14 protein-coding genes and 3 pseudogenes are annotated in these 16,504 nt (G+C 70.7%); 8 read left to right on the top strand and 9 right to left on the bottom strand.

Annotation, left to right across the window (positions count from 1 at the left end; all coding sequences use genetic code 11):
• The first annotated feature begins 18 nt into the window (after window positions 1-18).
• On the top strand, window positions 19-465 hold the full coding sequence (locus ACGFSA_RS14155) for an SRPBCC domain-containing protein (RefSeq protein ID WP_393303876.1): 447 nt from the start codon (window positions 19-21) through the stop codon (window positions 463-465).
• 213 nt (window positions 466-678) lie between these two features.
• On the opposite strand, the gene ACGFSA_RS14150 is transcribed toward ACGFSA_RS14155, so the two are convergent.
• The gene (locus ACGFSA_RS14150; protein ID WP_393303874.1) at window positions 679-1,323 is read right to left on the bottom strand and encodes a GNAT family N-acetyltransferase; all 645 of its coding nucleotides are present in this window, start codon (window positions 1,321-1,323) and stop codon (window positions 679-681) included.
• Window positions 1,320-1,508, bottom strand: coding sequence for an NmrA family NAD(P)-binding protein (locus ACGFSA_RS14145; protein WP_393303872.1), 189 nt, complete (start codon window positions 1,506-1,508; stop codon window positions 1,320-1,322). Before ACGFSA_RS14145 ends, ACGFSA_RS14150 begins: the two co-directional genes overlap by 4 nt.
• A gap of 111 nt (window positions 1,509-1,619) precedes the next feature.
• Between ACGFSA_RS14145 and ACGFSA_RS14140 the strand changes: the two are divergent.
• Window positions 1,620-1,868: pseudogene (locus ACGFSA_RS14140) on the top strand (HAD family hydrolase); the annotation flags it as partial.
• A 116-nt stretch (window positions 1,869-1,984) separates the two neighbouring features.
• On the opposite strand, the gene ACGFSA_RS14135 reads toward ACGFSA_RS14140, so the two are convergent.
• Both ACGFSA_RS14135 and ACGFSA_RS14130 read right to left on the bottom strand, forming a co-directional pair.
• Window positions 1,985-4,822, bottom strand: coding sequence for a hypothetical protein (locus tag ACGFSA_RS14135; protein ID WP_393303870.1), 2,838 nt, complete (start codon window positions 4,820-4,822; stop codon window positions 1,985-1,987).
• Between the two features lie 246 nt (window positions 4,823-5,068).
• Window positions 5,069-6,553, bottom strand: coding sequence for a peptidoglycan D,D-transpeptidase FtsI family protein (locus ACGFSA_RS14130; protein ID WP_393303868.1), 1,485 nt, complete (start codon window positions 6,551-6,553; stop codon window positions 5,069-5,071).
• Window positions 6,554-6,851: 298 nt separating this feature from the next.
• Here ACGFSA_RS14130 and ACGFSA_RS14125 point away from each other — a divergent pair, with 298 nt between their 5' ends.
• The 4 genes from ACGFSA_RS14125 to ACGFSA_RS14110 all read left to right on the top strand — a co-directional run bounded on the left by ACGFSA_RS14125 (window position 6,852) and on the right by ACGFSA_RS14110 (window position 10,099).
• Entirely contained in the window at window positions 6,852-8,372 is a 1,521-nt protein-coding gene (locus ACGFSA_RS14125) for a CehA/McbA family metallohydrolase (RefSeq protein ID WP_393304032.1), read from the top strand.
• A 224-nt stretch (window positions 8,373-8,596) separates the two neighbouring features.
• A complete protein-coding gene (locus ACGFSA_RS14120) occupies window positions 8,597-9,112 on the top strand; it encodes a DUF3995 domain-containing protein (protein ID WP_393303866.1) in 516 nt (171 codons plus the stop codon).
• Complete coding sequence (locus tag ACGFSA_RS14115) at window positions 9,102-9,608, top strand: RNA polymerase sigma factor (RefSeq protein ID WP_393303864.1); 507 nt, start codon at window positions 9,102-9,104, stop codon at window positions 9,606-9,608. The genes ACGFSA_RS14120 and ACGFSA_RS14115 overlap by 11 nt, the downstream gene beginning before the upstream one ends.
• Window positions 9,605-10,099 (top strand): hypothetical protein, encoded by a 495-nt coding sequence (locus ACGFSA_RS14110; RefSeq protein ID WP_393303862.1) that lies wholly within the window; start codon window positions 9,605-9,607, stop codon window positions 10,097-10,099. Before ACGFSA_RS14115 ends, ACGFSA_RS14110 begins: the two co-directional genes overlap by 4 nt.
• A gap of 17 nt (window positions 10,100-10,116) precedes the next feature.
• Here the strand turns inward: ACGFSA_RS14110 and ACGFSA_RS14105 are convergent, their stop codons facing one another.
• The 3 genes and pseudogenes from ACGFSA_RS14105 to ACGFSA_RS14095 all read right to left on the bottom strand — a co-directional run.
• Window positions 10,117-11,682: an APC family permease gene (locus ACGFSA_RS14105; RefSeq protein ID WP_393303860.1), complete on the bottom strand. Its 1,566-nt coding sequence runs from the start codon at window positions 11,680-11,682 to the stop codon at window positions 10,117-10,119.
• Between the two features lie 246 nt (window positions 11,683-11,928).
• Window positions 11,929-13,254, bottom strand: coding sequence for an aldehyde dehydrogenase family protein (locus tag ACGFSA_RS14100; RefSeq protein ID WP_393303858.1), 1,326 nt, complete (start codon window positions 13,252-13,254; stop codon window positions 11,929-11,931).
• Window positions 13,255-13,285: 31 nt separating this feature from the next.
• Window positions 13,286-13,717: pseudogene (locus tag ACGFSA_RS14095) on the bottom strand (LLM class flavin-dependent oxidoreductase); the annotation flags it as partial.
• 269 nt (window positions 13,718-13,986) lie between these two features.
• Here ACGFSA_RS14095 and ACGFSA_RS14090 point away from each other — a divergent pair.
• Window positions 13,987-14,424 carry a VOC family protein gene (locus ACGFSA_RS14090; protein ID WP_393303856.1) on the top strand — a complete coding sequence of 146 codons (438 nt, stop codon included), beginning with the start codon at window positions 13,987-13,989 and terminating at the stop codon, window positions 14,422-14,424.
• 11 nt (window positions 14,425-14,435) lie between these two features.
• Here the strand turns inward: ACGFSA_RS14090 and ACGFSA_RS14085 are convergent, their stop codons facing one another.
• Both ACGFSA_RS14085 and ACGFSA_RS14080 read right to left on the bottom strand, forming a co-directional pair.
• The gene (locus ACGFSA_RS14085) at window positions 14,436-15,197 is read right to left on the bottom strand and encodes a class I SAM-dependent methyltransferase (protein ID WP_393303854.1); all 762 of its coding nucleotides are present in this window, start codon (window positions 15,195-15,197) and stop codon (window positions 14,436-14,438) included.
• Between the two features lie 315 nt (window positions 15,198-15,512).
• Window positions 15,513-15,974 (bottom strand): annotated as a pseudogene (locus ACGFSA_RS14080) (M23 family peptidase); the annotation flags it as partial.
• Between the two features lie 8 nt (window positions 15,975-15,982).
• Here ACGFSA_RS14080 and ACGFSA_RS14075 point away from each other — a divergent pair.
• Window positions 15,983-16,423 (top strand): hypothetical protein, encoded by a 441-nt coding sequence (locus ACGFSA_RS14075; RefSeq protein ID WP_393303852.1) that lies wholly within the window; start codon window positions 15,983-15,985, stop codon window positions 16,421-16,423.
• Window positions 16,424-16,504 lie beyond the last annotated feature (81 nt).

Genomic DNA, 16,504 nt, shown 5'->3' with positions numbered 1-16,504 from the left:
GTGTCCTAGCCTTCCCCCATGACAAAGCCTCTGCGCTACACGGTCACGATCGCCGCGAGTCCCCAGCAGGTGTGGGACACCCTGACCACGTCCGAGGGGACGAAGGCCACGCTCTTCGGCTGTCTGATCGAGTCATCCTTCGCGGTCGGCAGCCGCGTGGACTTCGTCGGCTACGGCCCCGATGGCGAACGGATCGTGCAGGTCTACGGCGACATCGACGTGTTCGACCCGCTCAGGGAGTTCACCTACATCCAGCATCCGGGACCGGCGCACAACGAGAAGCATGCCGAGACCAGTTGCCGGATGGCCCACCGGCTGACACCCCGCGGGGACTCGACGGAACTCGAACTGACCGTCGACCAGTGGAGCGACGGCAATCCGGCGTACGAACACGCCGCGAGCAGTTATCCCGAGTCCGATTACCTCAAGGGCATCAAGGCGCATGCGGAGAAACTCGCCTCCTGACGTGCTCCGCGGCGTCATGACCGGGTCCGACGGCACCCGCTTGCCGCCGGGCCCGTTGCGCCGGCGACCGGCCGGCGACCGCCAAGCGGGGCCATTGTTTCGGTCGAGCCCGCCAGAGATCCGTCCTGTAGGTCCCAGACCATGGGCCCCAAGGACAGAGCAGCAAAGATCACGCCACCCGAAAGTGAACCACCAGGGCAACCCTGACTCGGGTCACCGGCCGGTGGCAGGCGCGTCCCAGGACCGGGGTCGAATGAGCGCCTGCCACTCGCCCCGGAGCAGGGCAAGCACCGCGACGTCGTACCGTCGGCCCCGATGCAGGCAGGCGGAGCGGCGCACCCCCTCCTGGACGAACCCAGCCCTGGCCAGGACGCCGAGGGCCGCGGTGTTGGTGGTATGGGTGACAGCCTGGACGCGGTGCATGGGCAGTTCACCGAACGCGAAGTCGACCAGCGCGTCCACGGCGTCCGCGCCATAGCCCCGGCCCCGGTGGTCGGGGTCCAGCATCAGCATGATCTCGGCTGTGCCGTCGACCATGTCCTGGTCCGTCAGGGCGATGTGTCCGATCGGCGTGGCGTCGGGGAGCAGGACGAGGAAGTCATCGCGGTCGTGCTCGTCGCGGTCACGCTCGATGCGCTCGCGCACGGCGGAGAGGGAACGCGGCCAGATGCCGACCTCGTGGGCGGCCACGGGGTCGGCGCGCCAGACATGGACCAGCTCCGCGTCGTCGACGTCGAGCGGCGCGAAGGCGACACCCCTACCCCGCCAGCAAACCTCCCGGGGCGATCCCGTGTCCCTGTCCTCCGATTCCTCCCCGGCAACGCGCCCAGTCACAGCCTCTGTCGTGTCCTCGATCATGGGCGGATGCTACGGCCGCCGGGACCGGTGGACCAGTCAATTCCGCCCCCGGACGGTCCGCTGCCCCTGGCCCGCCCGCTGCCGGGATCACGCACCACGGCGCACACGGCACGCCCCGCCTCCAGCAGGGCGGCGGCCACCGCGCCGCCCTGGCCTCCGGTCGCTCCGAGTACCGCGATGGACATGGGTTCTCCTTGATCGAGGGGCATGGGCCCATGCTGACCGGCAGCGGCCCGAAATGCCACCAGGAGGGGAGGGTCGTGACCCACCCGGCCTCACCCCTGTCCTCCTCGATCGCCAGTGAGGTCGCACGCGGCAAGCCCGCCCCCGATCTCTTTCTCCACGCGGCCCGGCGGATGGGGGTCGAGCCGTCCGCCTGCGTCGTCGTCGAGGACAGCAAGTACGGTGTCCAGGCCGCCCGTTCGGCCGGGATGCGGTCGCTGGGCTACGCCGGTGGGCTGACCCCCGCGCACTGGCTGGAAGGCCAGGACACCGTGGTCTTCGACGACATGCGCAGACTGCCGATGCTCCTGTCCGAAATCTGAGCGTCACGCCTGCATGAGGCAATCGCGGAGCAGCAGGCGGACCATACCCGTACGCGAAAGGGCCGGGCGCACCTCCACAGGTGAGGCGCCCGGCCCTTCCGATCCCACCGCCGATGTCAGCGGGCGACCGCCTTCGTCGCCTTGCTGGTGGCCGAGCCGCTGGTGTGACCCGTGCGGCGGGCGGTGACCTTCACGGTGATCTTCTTGCCGCGCTGGGCGGACTTGAGCGTCAACGAGGACTTGGTGGCTCCCGTGATCGCCTTGCCGTTCGCGTACCACTGGTAGGCGTACGAGGTGGGGGCGGGCGTCCAGGTGCCGTGGGCGGCCTTGAGGGTGCGGCCCACCTTCGCGGTGCCGGAGATCGTGGGCGCCTTGGTGGCCTTCGGTGCGCTGCCCGCGGCGATCTTCACCGAGGCGGGCGTCGCGGAACCGTCGGCGTGGCCGGTGCGGTGGGCCGTGACGGTGACGGTGAGGTACTTGCCGAGCAGCGACGCCGGGACGGTGTACGTCGACGCCGTCGCGCCGTTGATGGCCTTGCCGTCGGCCTTCCACTGGTAGCCGTAGGAGGTGGCGGGCAGCGTCCAACTTCCGCTCGTGGTGGTCAGCTTGGCGCCGACCTTCACAGTGCCGGTGATGTTCGGGGTGGTCGTCACCCTGGGCGCCGCGCCCTTGGCGACCGTGAGCGCCGCCGAGGTGGCCGGGACGTCCGCCGTGCCGGTGCGGTGGGCCGTGACGGTGACGCCGATCTTCTTGCCGAGCAGCGAGACCGGGACGGTGTACGCGGCGGCGGTGGCCCCGGTGATCGGCTGCCCGTCGGCGTTCCACTGGTACGTGTACGAGGTCGGGGCGGGGGCCCAGGTGCCGGGGGCCGCGGTGAGGCGGTCGCCGACGCGGGCGGTGGTGCCGATGGTCGGCGGTGCGCTGTTGCGGAGCGGGGCCGAGGTGACGGTGAAGTCGCCCCGCGAGTACTCCCCGCCGTTGTGGGTGATGACGCTCGCACTCCAGGCGCCCTCGGCCGCCCCGGTCAGGTCCAGCTCGGCGGTCAGGGTGCGGCGGTCGGGCGAGACGGAGACCGTGGTCCCGGTGATCTCCCGGCCGGAGTTCCGCAGCACGAGGCGGTGGTCCTTGTGCAGGGCCGTGCCGGTGACCGTGACCGTCGTCCTCGTACCGGAGACGCCGGTGGCCGGGGTGAGCTTCGTGACGGTCACCCGCTCCATGCCGCAGTAACCCGGGCAGACCGCCTCGGCCTTGTACGAGGTCCGCGAGGCCTTCTCCGGCAGGGAGAGGACCAGGATGCTCGGGGTGAGCTCCCTGGAGATGCTCTCGATCACCCTGCACGAGTAGCCGCTGGAGGTGGAGTACGTGCAGCCGTTGTCGAGGCTCGGGTCGTACAGCGCGGGCACCGCCGTATCGGTGGCGCCCGTCGTGTCGCTGATCTCCATCGTGAAGCGGTCGCTGTACGCGGTGGGCAGCGCGGCGCAGACGGCGGTGTGCTCCTCGTCGAGGGTGCCGGTGACCGGGCCGTAGCCGTACGCGATGCTCGCGACCTTCTCGCACTCGGCGGCCGGTCCGTCCGGGCCCGCGATGCGCAGGGCGTCGAAGCGGTACGAGTCGGGGGCCTTCAGCGTCGCGGGGACGGTGACCAGGACCTGGTAGTGGGTGGAGCCGGTGACGGCGCACGCCTGGTTCCTGTTGCACAGGTCGGTGCCGTCGGCGCCGTACACCACCACGTTGGCGGTGCCGAGCGGGTCGCGGACGTTGATGTGCAGGGTGTCCTTGGCGTCGGCGGTGGTGACCTGGCGGCAGCGCAGCTCGCCGGGCGCGCCCATGGTGCCGCCGGTGGACGGGCCGCCGGGCTTCGTCGCCGGGTTCGCGGCGCAGCCCTTGGCGGTCGCGGTGACGTCGCGGCGGGCCAGGACGTACTCGGCGGGGGCATCGCGGCCGGCGACCAGCACGGTGTGGGCGACGCCCGGGGTCAGCGCGCAGGTCGTCCAGGTGGAGACGGAGGCGCGGGCCGAGCAGATCTGCTTGCCCTGGACGTCCAGGACGGTGAACTGGGCGGCGACGCCGGTCGCCACCTGGAGCTGGATGTTCTCCTGGGTGCTGTGGTCGTCCGCCGGGATGCTCAGGCAGCGCGAGAAGACGCCGTCGCCGGTGGTGACGCGGGCGGTGGGGCCGGTCGCGGTGAAGTCGCCCGCCGGGAAGGCCGGGCAGTCGGCCGCCGCGTCGGTGCGGTGCAGGGCGAGGGTGTACGGGCCGGTCGGCTTCGAGTAGCTGTCGGTGAAGACCAGGGCCCGGAACGGGGCCTTGCCGGTGAGTCCGCAGGTCCCGTCGGCGAGGCGGGACGGGTCGCAGCGCTGGATGCCGTCGGCGTCGACGAGGGTCACGTCCGGATGGGGCCCGGGACGGTAGAGGGCGTCCAGCACCGCCAGCCGGGCGCCCTCGGGAAGCGGCAGGGACAGGCAGTCGATCTCGCCGCCGACGGTGAACTCGGAGCGGTGCACGCCGAGTTCGACCGGCTCGCAGCCGGTGGTGGCGGAGTGGTCGATGACGAGGGTGGGGGCGTCGGTGAAGACGGTGTAGTCACCGGCGGCGGGGAGGGTGCAGACGTCCCAGGTGGCGCAGGCGGTCCTTCCGTCCCGGTCGTACACGGCGAGCGCGGAGCGTACGCCGTCGTGGACCGCGTACGCGTCGTAGCGTCCGGCGGCCGGGGCGGTGAAGGTCCGGCATCCGTGGGACGGGTCGGCGGCGGTGGGGCCGGAGTTGTATCCGTTCAGCGCCGGGTGGGTGCAGCCGGCCGGCTCGGAGATGCGGCGGATGGCGAGGGTGTACTCGGCGGGGGCGTACGCCTGGGCGGCGCCCGCGGGAATCAGTAGCGAGAGCAGGACCGACAGGGCGAGCAGCAAGGCGGTGTACGCCGCGGATCTCGCGGCCGTACGTGGGCGGCTGGGCATTCCGTTCCCCCGGACCGGTGAAGTGAAGGGTGCGCGGCGGGACTTCACGGACGACGCGCGAACGCGCTGCGGCCCCAGGCGCACACCACATGTGTGTGATGCGTAAAGAATCCACGCGATGATCGCACAGATACTCCACCGAACAGATACCCATTCCCGCCGGGGTGCCGGCGGGCCCACTCCGCGAGGCGCCCCGGACATCCTTGGGGCGGAGCACGACAGCCCCGTCGGAGGGTGGAGGCGGGACTACTTGCCCAGCACCGCCTGCATCACGCGCTTCGCGATCGGGCCGCCGAGGCGGCCGCCCGAGATGTCGGTGCGGGAGATGTCCATGTCCGTCGGGTCGATGAAGACCGCGACCGCCACCGACTGCCCGTCGGCCTTCTTGCCGTAGGAGACGAACCAGCCGTACGGCACCTTGTCCTTCACGTTCACTCCGCGCTGCGCCGTGCCGGTCTTGCCGCCGACCGTGACGCCGTCGATGAGGGCCCGCTGCGCGCTGCCTTCCTTCGCGGTGAACTCCATCATTTCCTGGACCTTCTTCGCCGTCCCCTCTGACACGGCCTGGCTCTTGAGCTTCGGCTCGTGCTTCTCCAGCAACGACACGTCGGGGCCGCGCAGCTCTTCGACGAGGTAGGGCTGCATCAGCTTGCCGTCGTTGGCGAGGGCGGCGGTCACCATGGCCATCTGCATCGGTGTGCTGGTGAGGCTGCCCTGGCCCATGCCGGTCAGAGCGGTTCCGGGCTTGTCCAGGCCGGTCGGGTAGAGGCTCCTGGTGGCGAGCATGTCGCCGAACTCGTCCGAGTAGACATCGGAGTTGAAACCGAACTTCTCCGCCGTCTCGCGCATCTTGTCCGCGCCGACCTTGGACGCCGCGTCGAGGAAGACGTTGTTGCAGGAGTGCTGCATGGCGGTCTTCATCGACGCCTTGTTGCAGACGGCGTCACCCGCCTCACTGCTGATCCTGTTCGAGGAGAGCGGCAGGGGGTACGGGGAGACCGCGTCGGACGCGGCGTCGACATCCGTGACCACGCCGTTCTCCAGGGCCGCGGCCGCTGTGAGGATCTTGAAGGTGGAGCCGGGCGGGAAGGTCTCGCGCAGTGGGCGGTTGGCCAGCGGCTTGCTCTTGTCCTCGACGAGCGCCTGGAACCGGTCGCCCTCCTTGAACGTGTTCCCGGCGAAGACGGACGGGTCGTACGAGGGGGTGGAGACGAGCGCCAGGACCTTGCCCGTACGCGGATCGAGCGCGACGACCGCGCCCCGGGCGCCGAGGTCGGTCAGTCCCTTGTACCCGGCTTCCTGCGCCTTGGGGTTGATGGTGGTGATCACATCGCCGCCGCGGCGCTCCTCACCGGTGAGGATGTCCTTGGCGTGCCGGAAGGCGAACCGGTCGTCCTGGCCGCTGAGGATGGTGTCGTACGTCTTCTCCAGGAGGGACATGCCCTGCGCCTGGGAGGCGTAGCCGGTGACGGGGGCGTACATCGCGCCCTGCTTGAAGGTCCGCTGGTACTTGAAGTCCGTGCCGTCGACCGCTTTGGAGCCGGTGATCGCCTTGCCGTCGACGATGATGTCGCCGCGCGGAGTGGCGAACTGGGCGATCTGCACCCGGCGATTGTGCTTGTCGGTGGAGAGCGCCTCGCGCTGGAAGTACTGAAGCCAGTTCGTCCGCAGCAGCAGGGCCAGCACCAACAGCCCACAGAAGATGGCTATGTGCCGCAATGGCCTGTTCATCGTCCCCCCACTCCCCGGAACCGTTTCGATCTTCAACAGTGGAAGATGCGCATGCCGGGCGAACGGTTGCACCGGGGGCGGGCCCGCGGAAGGGGGCGCGGGCCCGCCCGGCCGGGGTTGTCGATCATTCCCGATCACCGACCCCCGAGAGGCATGGCGCGCCCGTCCTCCCGGAGGTGCGCACCGGACATCACCCGAGCGGTCCCCGCCCGCGGTACCGTCCCGGCCCTGCCCGGCAGGCGCGGCCTTCTCGTCCGGACCGCCGCCACCGCCCTGACGTCCTCCCCCACGACAGGGACTGGGCTCCCGACGCCCTGCGACTCTGCTTGCTGATCCACTCCCCATCGTGGGGGAGTCCGTAACGTTGCCCACTGTGAGCTTCACGAACGCCGCACCCGGCAAGGACGGAGGCACGGACCGGGCCGACCTGACGAAGACCGTGCGCGGCACCCTGCCGACCGGGTCGCCGGACTTCGTCTATCTGCCGGTCGACGTGCCCAGCGGCGTACGGGAGATCGCCGTCTCGTACGCGTACGTGAAGACGCCCGTCCCGGCCGGCACCCCGGGCAACGCCCTCGACATCGGCATCTTCGACGAGCGCGGCACGGAACAGGGCGGGCGCGGATTCCGGGGCTGGTCCGGCGGGGCGCGCGCCGGCTTCTTCATCCGGGCGGACGAGGCGACACCCGGCTATGTCGCGGGTCCGGTGCGGGCCGGGACCTGGCACATCGCGCTGGGCCCGTACACCGTCGCACCCAAGGGTCTCCCGTACGAGGTGACGATCACCCTCCGTTTCGGCGAGGCCGGCACCACTCCTTCGCCCGTGTACCCGCCCGAGCGCGCCGGAGGACGCGGCCGCGCCTGGTACCGCGGAGACTGCCATCTGCACTCCGTCCACTCGGACGGCAAGCGCACCCCCGCCGAGATCGCCACCGCCGCGCGCGCCGCCGGGCTCGACTTCATCAACAGCAGCGAGCACAACACCCACACCGCGCACAGCGCCTGGCAGGGGCTGTGGGGCGACGATCTGCTCATCCTGACGGGCGAGGAGATCACCACGCGCAACGGTCATGTGCTCGCGCTCTCCACCGACCCCGGCACCTTCGTCGACTGGCGCTACCGGGCCCGCGACAACCGCTTCGGGCACTACGCGAAGACCGTCCGCCGGGCGGGCGGCCTGGTCGTCCCCGCCCATCCGCACGCCACCTGCGTCGGCTGCCACTGGAAGTTCGGCTTCGGCGAGGCGGACGCGGTGGAGGTGTGGAACGGGCCGTACACCCCGGAGGACGAGATCGCGCTCGCCGAGTGGGACAACTCCCTCGTGGCGGCCGTCCGCGCGTCGAAGCCGTGGATCCCGGCGATGGGCAACAGCGACGCACACCGCGAGCCGGACACGGTGGGGCTGCCGCAGACCGTCGTCCTCGCCGAGGAGCTCTCGCGCGACGCGATCCTCGCGGGCATCCGGGCCGGGCACTCGTACATCGCCGAGTCGTCCGCGGTCACCCTCTCCCTCGGCGTATCGGACGGGCGCGGCGGGCACGCGGGGATCGGTGAGCGGCTGCGGGCCGGCGCGGACACTCCGGTCACCGTACGGCTGGAGGTCACCGGGGTGCCCGGCTGCACCGCCCACTTCGTCACGGACCAGGGCACGCTGTTCACCTCCCCTCTGCCGGAGTCGGGCTCGGGCACGGTGGAGTGGCGTACGACCCCGATGTACGCCGCCTATGTCCGCGCCGAGGTCCGCCACCCGGTCACGGTGCCGGGGCTGCCGGGGGCACTGGCGGCGCTCACTAATCCGGTGTTTCTGGATATCTCCTAGCGGTGTGCGGCGGCCCGGCTCGGAAAGGCGAGCCGGGCCCGCTTCTCCGGCTTCTCGATCTCCGGGTGGGCGATGCCGAGCTCTGGTTCGACGGCCGGGTGCCGCTGTCACCGGCCCCCGCGCCATGAATCGCCACACGTCGCGATGACCGGGGAACGAATCCCCGGTCCGGCTCCTCTGTGGGGTGACGCATCCCGTCACCCGTTCTTCGCAGAGGAGTCGTCATGCGCCCGACCCGCCCCCTCGCCACCCCCACCGCGCGCGCCGCCGCCATCGCCGCGGTCCTGACCACGGACGCCCTGCTGCACCTCTTCTGGTCCACCGGCTCCACCTGGCCCGCGCAGGACGTCACGACGCTCTCGTACGCGGTACTGGGCGCCGACGTGCCGTTCACCCCGCCGGCCCTGCTCCCCCTGGCCACCGTGCTGCTGACCGGATCCGCACTGGTCGTGGCCCGTGCCCGGCTCGGCCGCCGCCACCGCCTCGGCCGGCTCCTGCAGGCCGCGACACTGGCGGTCGGCTGCGGTACGGCGGTCCGCGGACTGGCGGGCGTCGCCTGGGCGTTCGGCGTACGGGCGGGTCTCGACGACGGGGCGGGAGACACGTTCTACTGGCTCAACCTGGCCCTGTACACGCCCCTGTGCCTGGCCATGTCCATGGCCACGTTCCGCTTGGCGGCAACGGACGACTCCACGAAGAACGAGACCGCGACGGAGGAAGCCCCCGCCCGTGTCCGATGACCACGACCGCGCGGTGCTGCTGGTACGCGCCGCCCAGCGCGGCGACACGATCGCCATGAACGAACTCCTCGACATCCTCACCCCGTACGCGGGCCGCATCTGCACGCCCATCGCGCTCGCCGACGGACCGGACGCCGTGCAGGAGACCCTGGTCGCCGTCTTCCGCGGTCTGCGGACGCTGAAGGAACCGGCCGCGCTGTACGGCTGGGTGCGCGCGATCGCCTGCCGCGAAGCGGTCCGTGTCGCCCGCCGCACCGCCCGCGCCGTCCCCGCCGACCTCACCTCGCTGCCCGGCCGCGGCGACCCGCAGCTGGCCGCCGACATCGACGACACCCTCGCCCGGCTCTCCCCCGAACACCGCGCGGTCCTGGTCCTGCGCGACATCGAGGGCTTCGACGAACAGTCCGCCGCCGCACTGCTCGGCCTGCGCGTAGGCACCGTGAAGTCACGGCTGCACCGGGCTCGGGACTCCTTCAGGAAGGCTTGGTCGTCATGACCGACAACCACCCCGCCCCGGGCTCCGTCCCGCAGCCCGTCGCAGCCGGCCTCGACCCGGTCCGCCGCCTGCACGCCCTCGCGGCGGGCGTCCGCGGGGCCCGTGTCACCACCCGCGAGATCGCCGCCCCGTACGACACGATCGCCCCGCTCCTCGCGGACCTGGACGGCGAACTGGCCCGGCTGGTCCCGGACATGCGCGGCCTGCGCCTGACCCGTGCGGACGGCGACCGCATCGAGGCCGTGGCCGTGGGCCGCCTCGGCCTGCGGGCCCGTTTCGACGGCATCCGCCGCCCCGGCTGGGTATGGCTGCAGAGCCGCTTCCTCCTGATCGGCATGGCGGCCACTGCGTCCGCCACCGCTCCGGATCACACCCTGGTGGCGTTCACCGGCGGCGTACGCGTCCCGGGCCGCGCCGCTCTGCTTCCCGTGGCCGTGGGGCGGGCGGGGCTACGGGTGCTGGGACGGCTGGAGGAGCGGGTGGCGGGGTGACCGCTCGGGGCAGGCCGTCAGTCCTCGACGACGAGCGCCGGGGTGTCCTTCGTCAGCACCTCGCCACGGAAGAACGAGGGGCTCCTGCGCTGCATCGCCATCATCAGCACCACGCCGAGCAGCAGCAGCCCCACACCGATCACGAACACCGAACCGACCCCGAAGACCGCCGAGCCGGAGCCGTAGGCCGGGTTCCACATGTCGTAGAGGGTCTTGCCGAAGACCGCGGTGAGCAGGATGCCGCCGAGGACCGGGAAGAGGCCCTTGAAGGCGAAGTCACGGGCGGAGCGGAAGATCTCGTTGCGGAAGTACCAGGCGCAGGCGAAGGCGGTCAGCGCGTAGTAGAAGCAGATCATCAGGCCGAGCGCGTAGATCGTGTCGACCAGGACGTGCTCGCTGACCAGGGACATGACCGTGTAGAAGACGCCGGTGGAGACACCCGCGATGACCGTGGCCTTGCCGGGGGTCTTGAAGCGGGGGTTGACCCGGGCGAAGGAGGCCGGCAGGGCCTCGTACGTGGACATCGCCAGGACCGTACGGGCGACCGGGAGGAAGGTGGTCTGCAGGCTGGCCGCGGCCGAGGCGAGGACGGCGACGAACAGCAGGATGCCGAGGCCCGGGCCCATGATCGGGCCGGCCAGTGCGGCGAAGACGTTGTCGGAGGTGTCCGGGTTGGCCAGGCCGAGACCGGTGGTGCCGGAGCCGACGGCCATCTGGGCGGCGATGCCGGTCGCCAGGTAGGAGCCGACCAGGACGACCATCGCGATGAGTGCGGCGCGGCCGGGGGTCTTCTCGCTGCCGACGGTCTCCTCATTGATGGTCAGGCAGGCGTCCCAGCCCCAGTACATGAAGATCGACAGGGAGAGGCCGGCGGTGAAGGTGGCGAAGGAGTCGACGGCGAAGGGGTTCAGCCAGGACAAGGAGAAGTCGGCGCCGGTCGGGAAGTCGATGCTGCCCGCCTTCTGGATGGCCATGACCACGAAGATCGCGAGGACCGCGAGTTGGAGGCCCACCAGGGCGTACTGGACGCCCTTGGTCGCGGTTATGCCGCGGTAGCTGATCGCGGTCGCGACGGCGATGAACGCGAGACAGGTGACGATGTGGACGGCCTTGTTGCCGTCCAGGGCGGCGATCTGGTCGCTGCCCGTGATCTCACCGGCCAGCAGCCAGAAGAACGAGGTCGCGACCCCGGCGAGGTTCGACAGCACGATGATCGTCGCAATGACCAGGCCCCAGCCGCACATCCAGCCGATCTTCGGGCCGAAGGCCTTCACGGTCCAGGTGAAGGAGGTGCCGGCGTCCGGCATGACCTTGTTGAGCTCGCGGTACGCGAAGGCGACCAGCAGCATCGGCAGGAAGCCGGCCAGGAAGACCGCGGGCATCTGGACGCCGACCTCGCCCGCGGTGGAGCCGAGGGTGGACGTGAGGCAGTAGACGGGGGCGACGGTCGAGATGCCGATGACCGCACTGCCCATCAGACCGACGGAGTTGCCGCCCAGGCCCTTGCTGCGAACACCGCCGTCGGCCGGGGTGGTGCCCCGGCCCGTGTCTCCGGCCTGCGGCCGCGCGTCCAACTGAGTCATAAAGAGGACGGTATGCGCTGCGATATCCACATCCGGAGTCTGAGACTCCGGCGTCTCACCCTTGGATTGGTGGGTCAATTATCGCCAAACGGAGGTGAATTGAATGTGAACATTGCAGATCGCCACTCAATTGATGGTCCCGCTCGATTAGATCATCGTACGAGAACCGCAGCACTGTCCGATTTATGATGATTCGAAATTTTCCCGCACTTGTCCGATATCCGAACGGACGCCCCGCCCCGACGCTCAGCCCGGCCAGACGATCGCCTGGAGTTCGCTGTACGCGCGCAGCGCGTACGAACCCACGTCACGCCCCACCCCGCTCCTCTTGAACCCGCCGAACGGGGCCTCCATGTTCCGGCCGGTCGTGTTCACCCCGACCCCGCCCGCGCGCAGCCGCCGCGCCACCCGGAACGCCCGCGCCACGTCCCCGGACCAGACGTAGTCGATCAGTCCGTAGTCGCTGTCGTTGGCGAGTGCGATGCCCTCCTCCTCGTCGTCGAAGGGGACGACCACGACGACCGGGCCGAAGATCTCCTCCCGGACGACCCGCATGTCGTTGGTGCAGTCGGCGAGGAGCGTCGGTGCGACATAGAAGCCGCGGTCGTGTCCTGCCGGCCGCTCGCCGCCCGTGACGACCCGGGCGCCCTCCTTCCGGCCCAGCTCGACGTACGACTCGATGCGGTCGCGGTGGGCCGCGGAGATGACCGGTCCGACGACCGTCCCCTTCGCCGCCGGGTCGCCGACCGGCAGATGACCCGCGTACGCGGTGAGCCTCTCGACCAGCGCGTCGTGGACGCCCCGTTGGACGAGGACGCGCGTCGGAGCCGTGCAGATCTGGCCGCTGTAGAAGGAGAACGTCGTACCGATGCCCGCCACCGCCGCGTCCAGGTCGGTGTCGTCGAGGACCACCGCGGCGCCCTTGCCGCCCAGCTCCATCAGCTGCCGCTTCATCCCGCGCCCGCACACCTCGGCGATGCGCTGCCCGACGGCCGTGGAGCCGGTGAAGCTGACCATGTCGACGTCCGGGGAGTCGACGGCCGCCTCGCCCGCCGCGGGGCCCGAACCGGTGACGACGTTGACGACGCCCGCCGGTACGCCCGCCTCCGCGAGCGCCTCGGCCATCCGGTAGACGGAGAGCGGGTCCTGCGGGGCGGGCTTCACGACGACCGTGTTGCCCATGGCGAGCGCGGGTGCGACCTTGCCGGCCGGGTTGGCCCAGGGATTGTTGTACGAGGTGATGCAGGTGACGACGCCGACCGCCTGGCGTACGGCGAGTGCGCCGAAGACACCCGCTCTGCCCATCGGCCCGGCCTCGTTGATCTGCGGGGGGATCGCCTCCTCGACCGGCTCCAGGGCGCCCCTCGCGTACCGCCGGAAGCGGGCCGCGCCGACCGCGACCTGCATGGACCGGGCTGTTCCCGTCGTCGCGCCGCTCTCCGCCCGGGCGAGTTCGGCGTTGGCGGCGAAGTCGCGCTGCATCAGATCGGCGGCGCGGTCGAGGATCGCCGCGCGTTCCTCGGGGCGGGTGCGGGACCACGGAGGACGTCGTCGGTCTCGCGCCCGAGGCAAGCCGCGCGCAGGTGTACGCGGCGGCCGCCGCGCGCCCGCCGAAGTCCGCCCCGAGCGCCTCGAACTCCTCCCGCACATGCCCGGCCCCGACCCCGAGGATCAGCCGGCCGCCGGACAGATGGTCGAGCGTGGCGTACTGCTTGGCGGTGGCGAGCGGATGGCGCAGCCCGACGACGGCGACATGACTCATCAGCAGGACGCGCTCGGTGATCCCGGCGAGAAAGCCGAGAGTGGCCACCGGGTCGTACCAGACGGTGCCCATGACATCGGCGAGCCGCCGCGGAATCGCGACGTGGTCGCAGCTCGCCAGATAGGCGAAGCCGGTGCGGTCGGCGGTGCGGGCGATCTCGGCGAGATCGCCGGGCCCGGCCGAGGCCTCCCACGCTTCCGTATAGATGGCGCTCTGCGACTGGACCGGCAGCTGCATCCCGTACGACAGCCGCCCGGCGGGCAGTATCGGCACCGGGTCGCCTCCCTTCCTCCGCTTTCACCCCGACCGGATCCGGATCTGACACTTCGTCATTTTCGAGGCGGGTGCCATCGTCGTACCTGACGATTCATCAGACAAGGGAAGGGGAGAAGAACGGCGGATCCGTCACACCGACCGGCAGCCGGACCGCCATGGACCACGCTTGAATGCCGTCCTCAAGGACATCGCTGAGGCCGACGGTCCGTGAGTGTCAGAGGTGCGCGGTACGGTCCCCATCACCCGCCTCGGACCGAGGAGAAGCCATGTCGACCAGGTGGACCGTGACGCTCGAATGCGCGCAGCCGGCCGGGCTCGCGGAGTTCTGGGCGCTCGCCCTCGGCTACGTGCCGAAGCCTCCGCCCGCCGGTTTCGGCAGCTGGGAGAAGTGGTTCGCCCACCACGGCGTCCCGGAGGAGGAGTGGGACGACGGCGCGTACCTGTGCGACCCGGACGGCGTGGGGCCGACGCTGTCCTTCGTCAAGGTGCCGGAGCCGAAGGTGGCGAAGAACCGGGTTCATCTGGACGTACAGGCCGGCGGCGGCCGGGACACGCCGTGGGAGGAGCGGTGGCCGCGCGTCGTCGAGGCGGTCGAGCGCCTGACCTCAGCGGGTGCGACGGTGGTGCGCGAGCACGACATGGACGGCAGGCCCGATCACGTGGAGATGGCCGACCCGGAAGGCAACGAGTTCTGCGTGCTCTGACTCCGGCTCCGTCACTCCGTGCGTGATCCACCGGGCGACGTCCGCGCATCGCGGCGGAACAGGGCCGTCCACAGGAACGGTTCACCGAAGTACGGGGACTCGGGCGGTTCGTCGTGCATGCGGCGCAGTTCGACCTCCGTCAGATCGGAGAAGATCCGGCGCAGGGACTCCGGTGTGTAGGCGAGCCCGCCGTGGAGGCCGGACCGGCGGTAGAACTCCGCGTCCGGGAGTTCGGAGCCCATCGCTCCGGCTGCGAAGCAGGTGAGGGCGAGATGGCCGCCCGGGGCGAGGGCGCGGTCGAGCAGCGCGAGGTAGCTGATGCGGCGGTGCGGCGGCAGGTGATGGAAGCAGCCGGAGTCGTGGATCAGGTCGTACGGGCCGCCCAACTCGTCTTCGGCGAGGGCGAAGGCGTCACCGCAGCGGAACCGGATGTCGGCGCCGGCCTCGCGGGCGCGCTCCTGTGCCCAGGAGATGGCTGCCGGGGAGAGGTCGACGGCGTCCACCTGGAAGCCCAGGGAGGCGAGATGAAGGGCGTTACGCCCCGGACCGCACCCGAGGTCGAGCGCGCGGCCCGGCGTGATCAGGGATCGGTCGAGGTACGAGACCAGGTTCTCGTCCGGCTTCGCCACGAAGAACGGCACGGGCTTCGAGCGGTCGGTGTAGAAACCGTCCCACCAGCCGGCCCCGTCCGCCGTCCAGCGATCGGCCTCCGGCGCGAACAGGCCGTCCAGCAGCTTCAGCACGTCGTCGACCGTGCGTATGTTCCGGTCCATCGGATCCCCTTTCACGATGGGGAAACTGTAGGGCGGCGCGACGTGGAAGCCCAGGCCAGAGGCGCTTGCGCGCCGTCGCGGACGGCCGCCCGAGAGGCTGCGCGGGGTGCCGCACCATCACCCCCACGACCATGGCCACAGGGTTGCCGATACCCCCGCCGGACGCCGTCGAGGCGGCATTCCCGATGACGCTCGCGCACGTTTCCGGACGGATTTCCGCGCGAACTCCGTGTGCTGTCCCGCCCCGCGCACACCTCGCCCGGGCGGTCCCGCCCTACCCCTGCCGGGGAACGGGCGGGACCACCCACCGGACCGTCAGCAGTTCGGAATCACCGTGCCATTGTTGTCGCGCGCCTCGTCGTTGCCCCAGCGCGAGAGGTAGTACGCGCAGACGTACGCGCCGCGACCGTTCTTGCCCGCGTAGACCGTGTCCAGGTCAGTCTTCAGCCACCAGTGGTTGTAGGCGCTGCCCGAGCCGACCTGGGCGCCCCACACCTTGCAGTAGACTTAGTTCGTGCCCGCGTTCAGTACGCCCTGTGCGTCAGCGGTGTTGGCTGCGGCGTACCCCGTCGCATTGGCGAACGTGTCCACCCAGTACTTTCCGCCACCACAACCGTTGTCGCTGGTCAGGTACTTGCTGTAGTACGAGCCGGGGTACGGGGCCAGCGACTGGCCGTTGATCGCGATGGTCTGACCGACACCGTTGTACAACTGCTCGTAGTGGATGTGGGCGCCGGAGCTGTTGCCGGTCGTGCCCGTCACGCCGATCCGCGCACCGGATCGGCATGGCCGGCCATTCCATCGGCGACAACGCCACCGCCACGACCATGGCCGCCGACCACCGCGTGCGCGCCGGGGTCGACATGGACGGCACCTTCTTCGACCCGGTCCCCGCCGGCGGACTCGGCGGCAGGCCGTTCCTGCTGCTCGGCACCACCTCCTACCACCATCCCGGCGGCGAGGACGACGGCTGGACGCGGCTGGACGACTGGAAGCGCTGGCTGACCGTCACCGACTCCGGCCACTTCACCTTCACCGATGTCCCCGCGTTGGCAGGCCAGTTGGGCATGGTCGACCCCGAGGCACCGCTCTCCGGCGAACGCTCGATGCGGATCACCCGGGACTACGTCGCGGCCTTCTTCGATCTCCATCTGCGGGGCACACCCCAACCGCTCCTGGACGGCCCGACACCGGACAACCCCGAGGTCGGGTTCCAGCAGCCCTGACCCGCCCCGGACGGGACGTCCGGGCCAAGCGGGCGGGTCTCGGCCTGGATGCGATCCGGGTTCTGGTCTCCGCTGCGGAGG

It is taken from the genome of Streptomyces sp. NPDC048496 (genome assembly GCF_043200055.1).
Lineage (GTDB): Bacteria > Actinomycetota > Actinomycetes > Streptomycetales > Streptomycetaceae > Streptomyces.
The sequence above is the reverse complement of the archived record's forward strand: the minus strand, read 5'-3'. Positions and strand labels throughout refer to the sequence as shown.

Bases quoted from the DNA above. Each gene is read 5' to 3' on its own strand.
- ACGFSA_RS14155 (WP_393303876.1), top strand. From the start codon at position 19: ATGACAAAGCCTCTGCGCTACACGGTCACGATCGCCGCGAGTCCCCAG.
- ACGFSA_RS14150 (WP_393303874.1), bottom strand. From the start codon at position 1,323: ATGATCGAGGACACGACAGAGGCTGTGACTGGGCGCGTTGCCGGGGAG.
- ACGFSA_RS14145 (WP_393303872.1), bottom strand. From the start codon at position 1,508: ATGTCCATCGCGGTACTCGGAGCGACCGGAGGCCAGGGCGGCGCGGTG.
- ACGFSA_RS14135 (WP_393303870.1), bottom strand. From the start codon at position 4,822: ATGCCCAGCCGCCCACGTACGGCCGCGAGATCCGCGGCGTACACCGCC.
- ACGFSA_RS14130 (WP_393303868.1), bottom strand. From the start codon at position 6,553: ATGAACAGGCCATTGCGGCACATAGCCATCTTCTGTGGGCTGTTGGTG.
- ACGFSA_RS14120 (WP_393303866.1), top strand. From the start codon at position 8,597: ATGCGCCCGACCCGCCCCCTCGCCACCCCCACCGCGCGCGCCGCCGCC.
- ACGFSA_RS14110 (WP_393303862.1), top strand. From the start codon at position 9,605: ATGACCGACAACCACCCCGCCCCGGGCTCCGTCCCGCAGCCCGTCGCA.
- ACGFSA_RS14105 (WP_393303860.1), bottom strand. From the start codon at position 11,682: ATGACTCAGTTGGACGCGCGGCCGCAGGCCGGAGACACGGGCCGGGGC.
- ACGFSA_RS14090 (WP_393303856.1), top strand. From the start codon at position 13,987: ATGTCGACCAGGTGGACCGTGACGCTCGAATGCGCGCAGCCGGCCGGG.
- ACGFSA_RS14085 (WP_393303854.1), bottom strand. From the start codon at position 15,197: ATGGACCGGAACATACGCACGGTCGACGACGTGCTGAAGCTGCTGGAC.
- ACGFSA_RS14075 (WP_393303852.1), top strand. From the start codon at position 15,983: ATGGCCGGCCATTCCATCGGCGACAACGCCACCGCCACGACCATGGCC.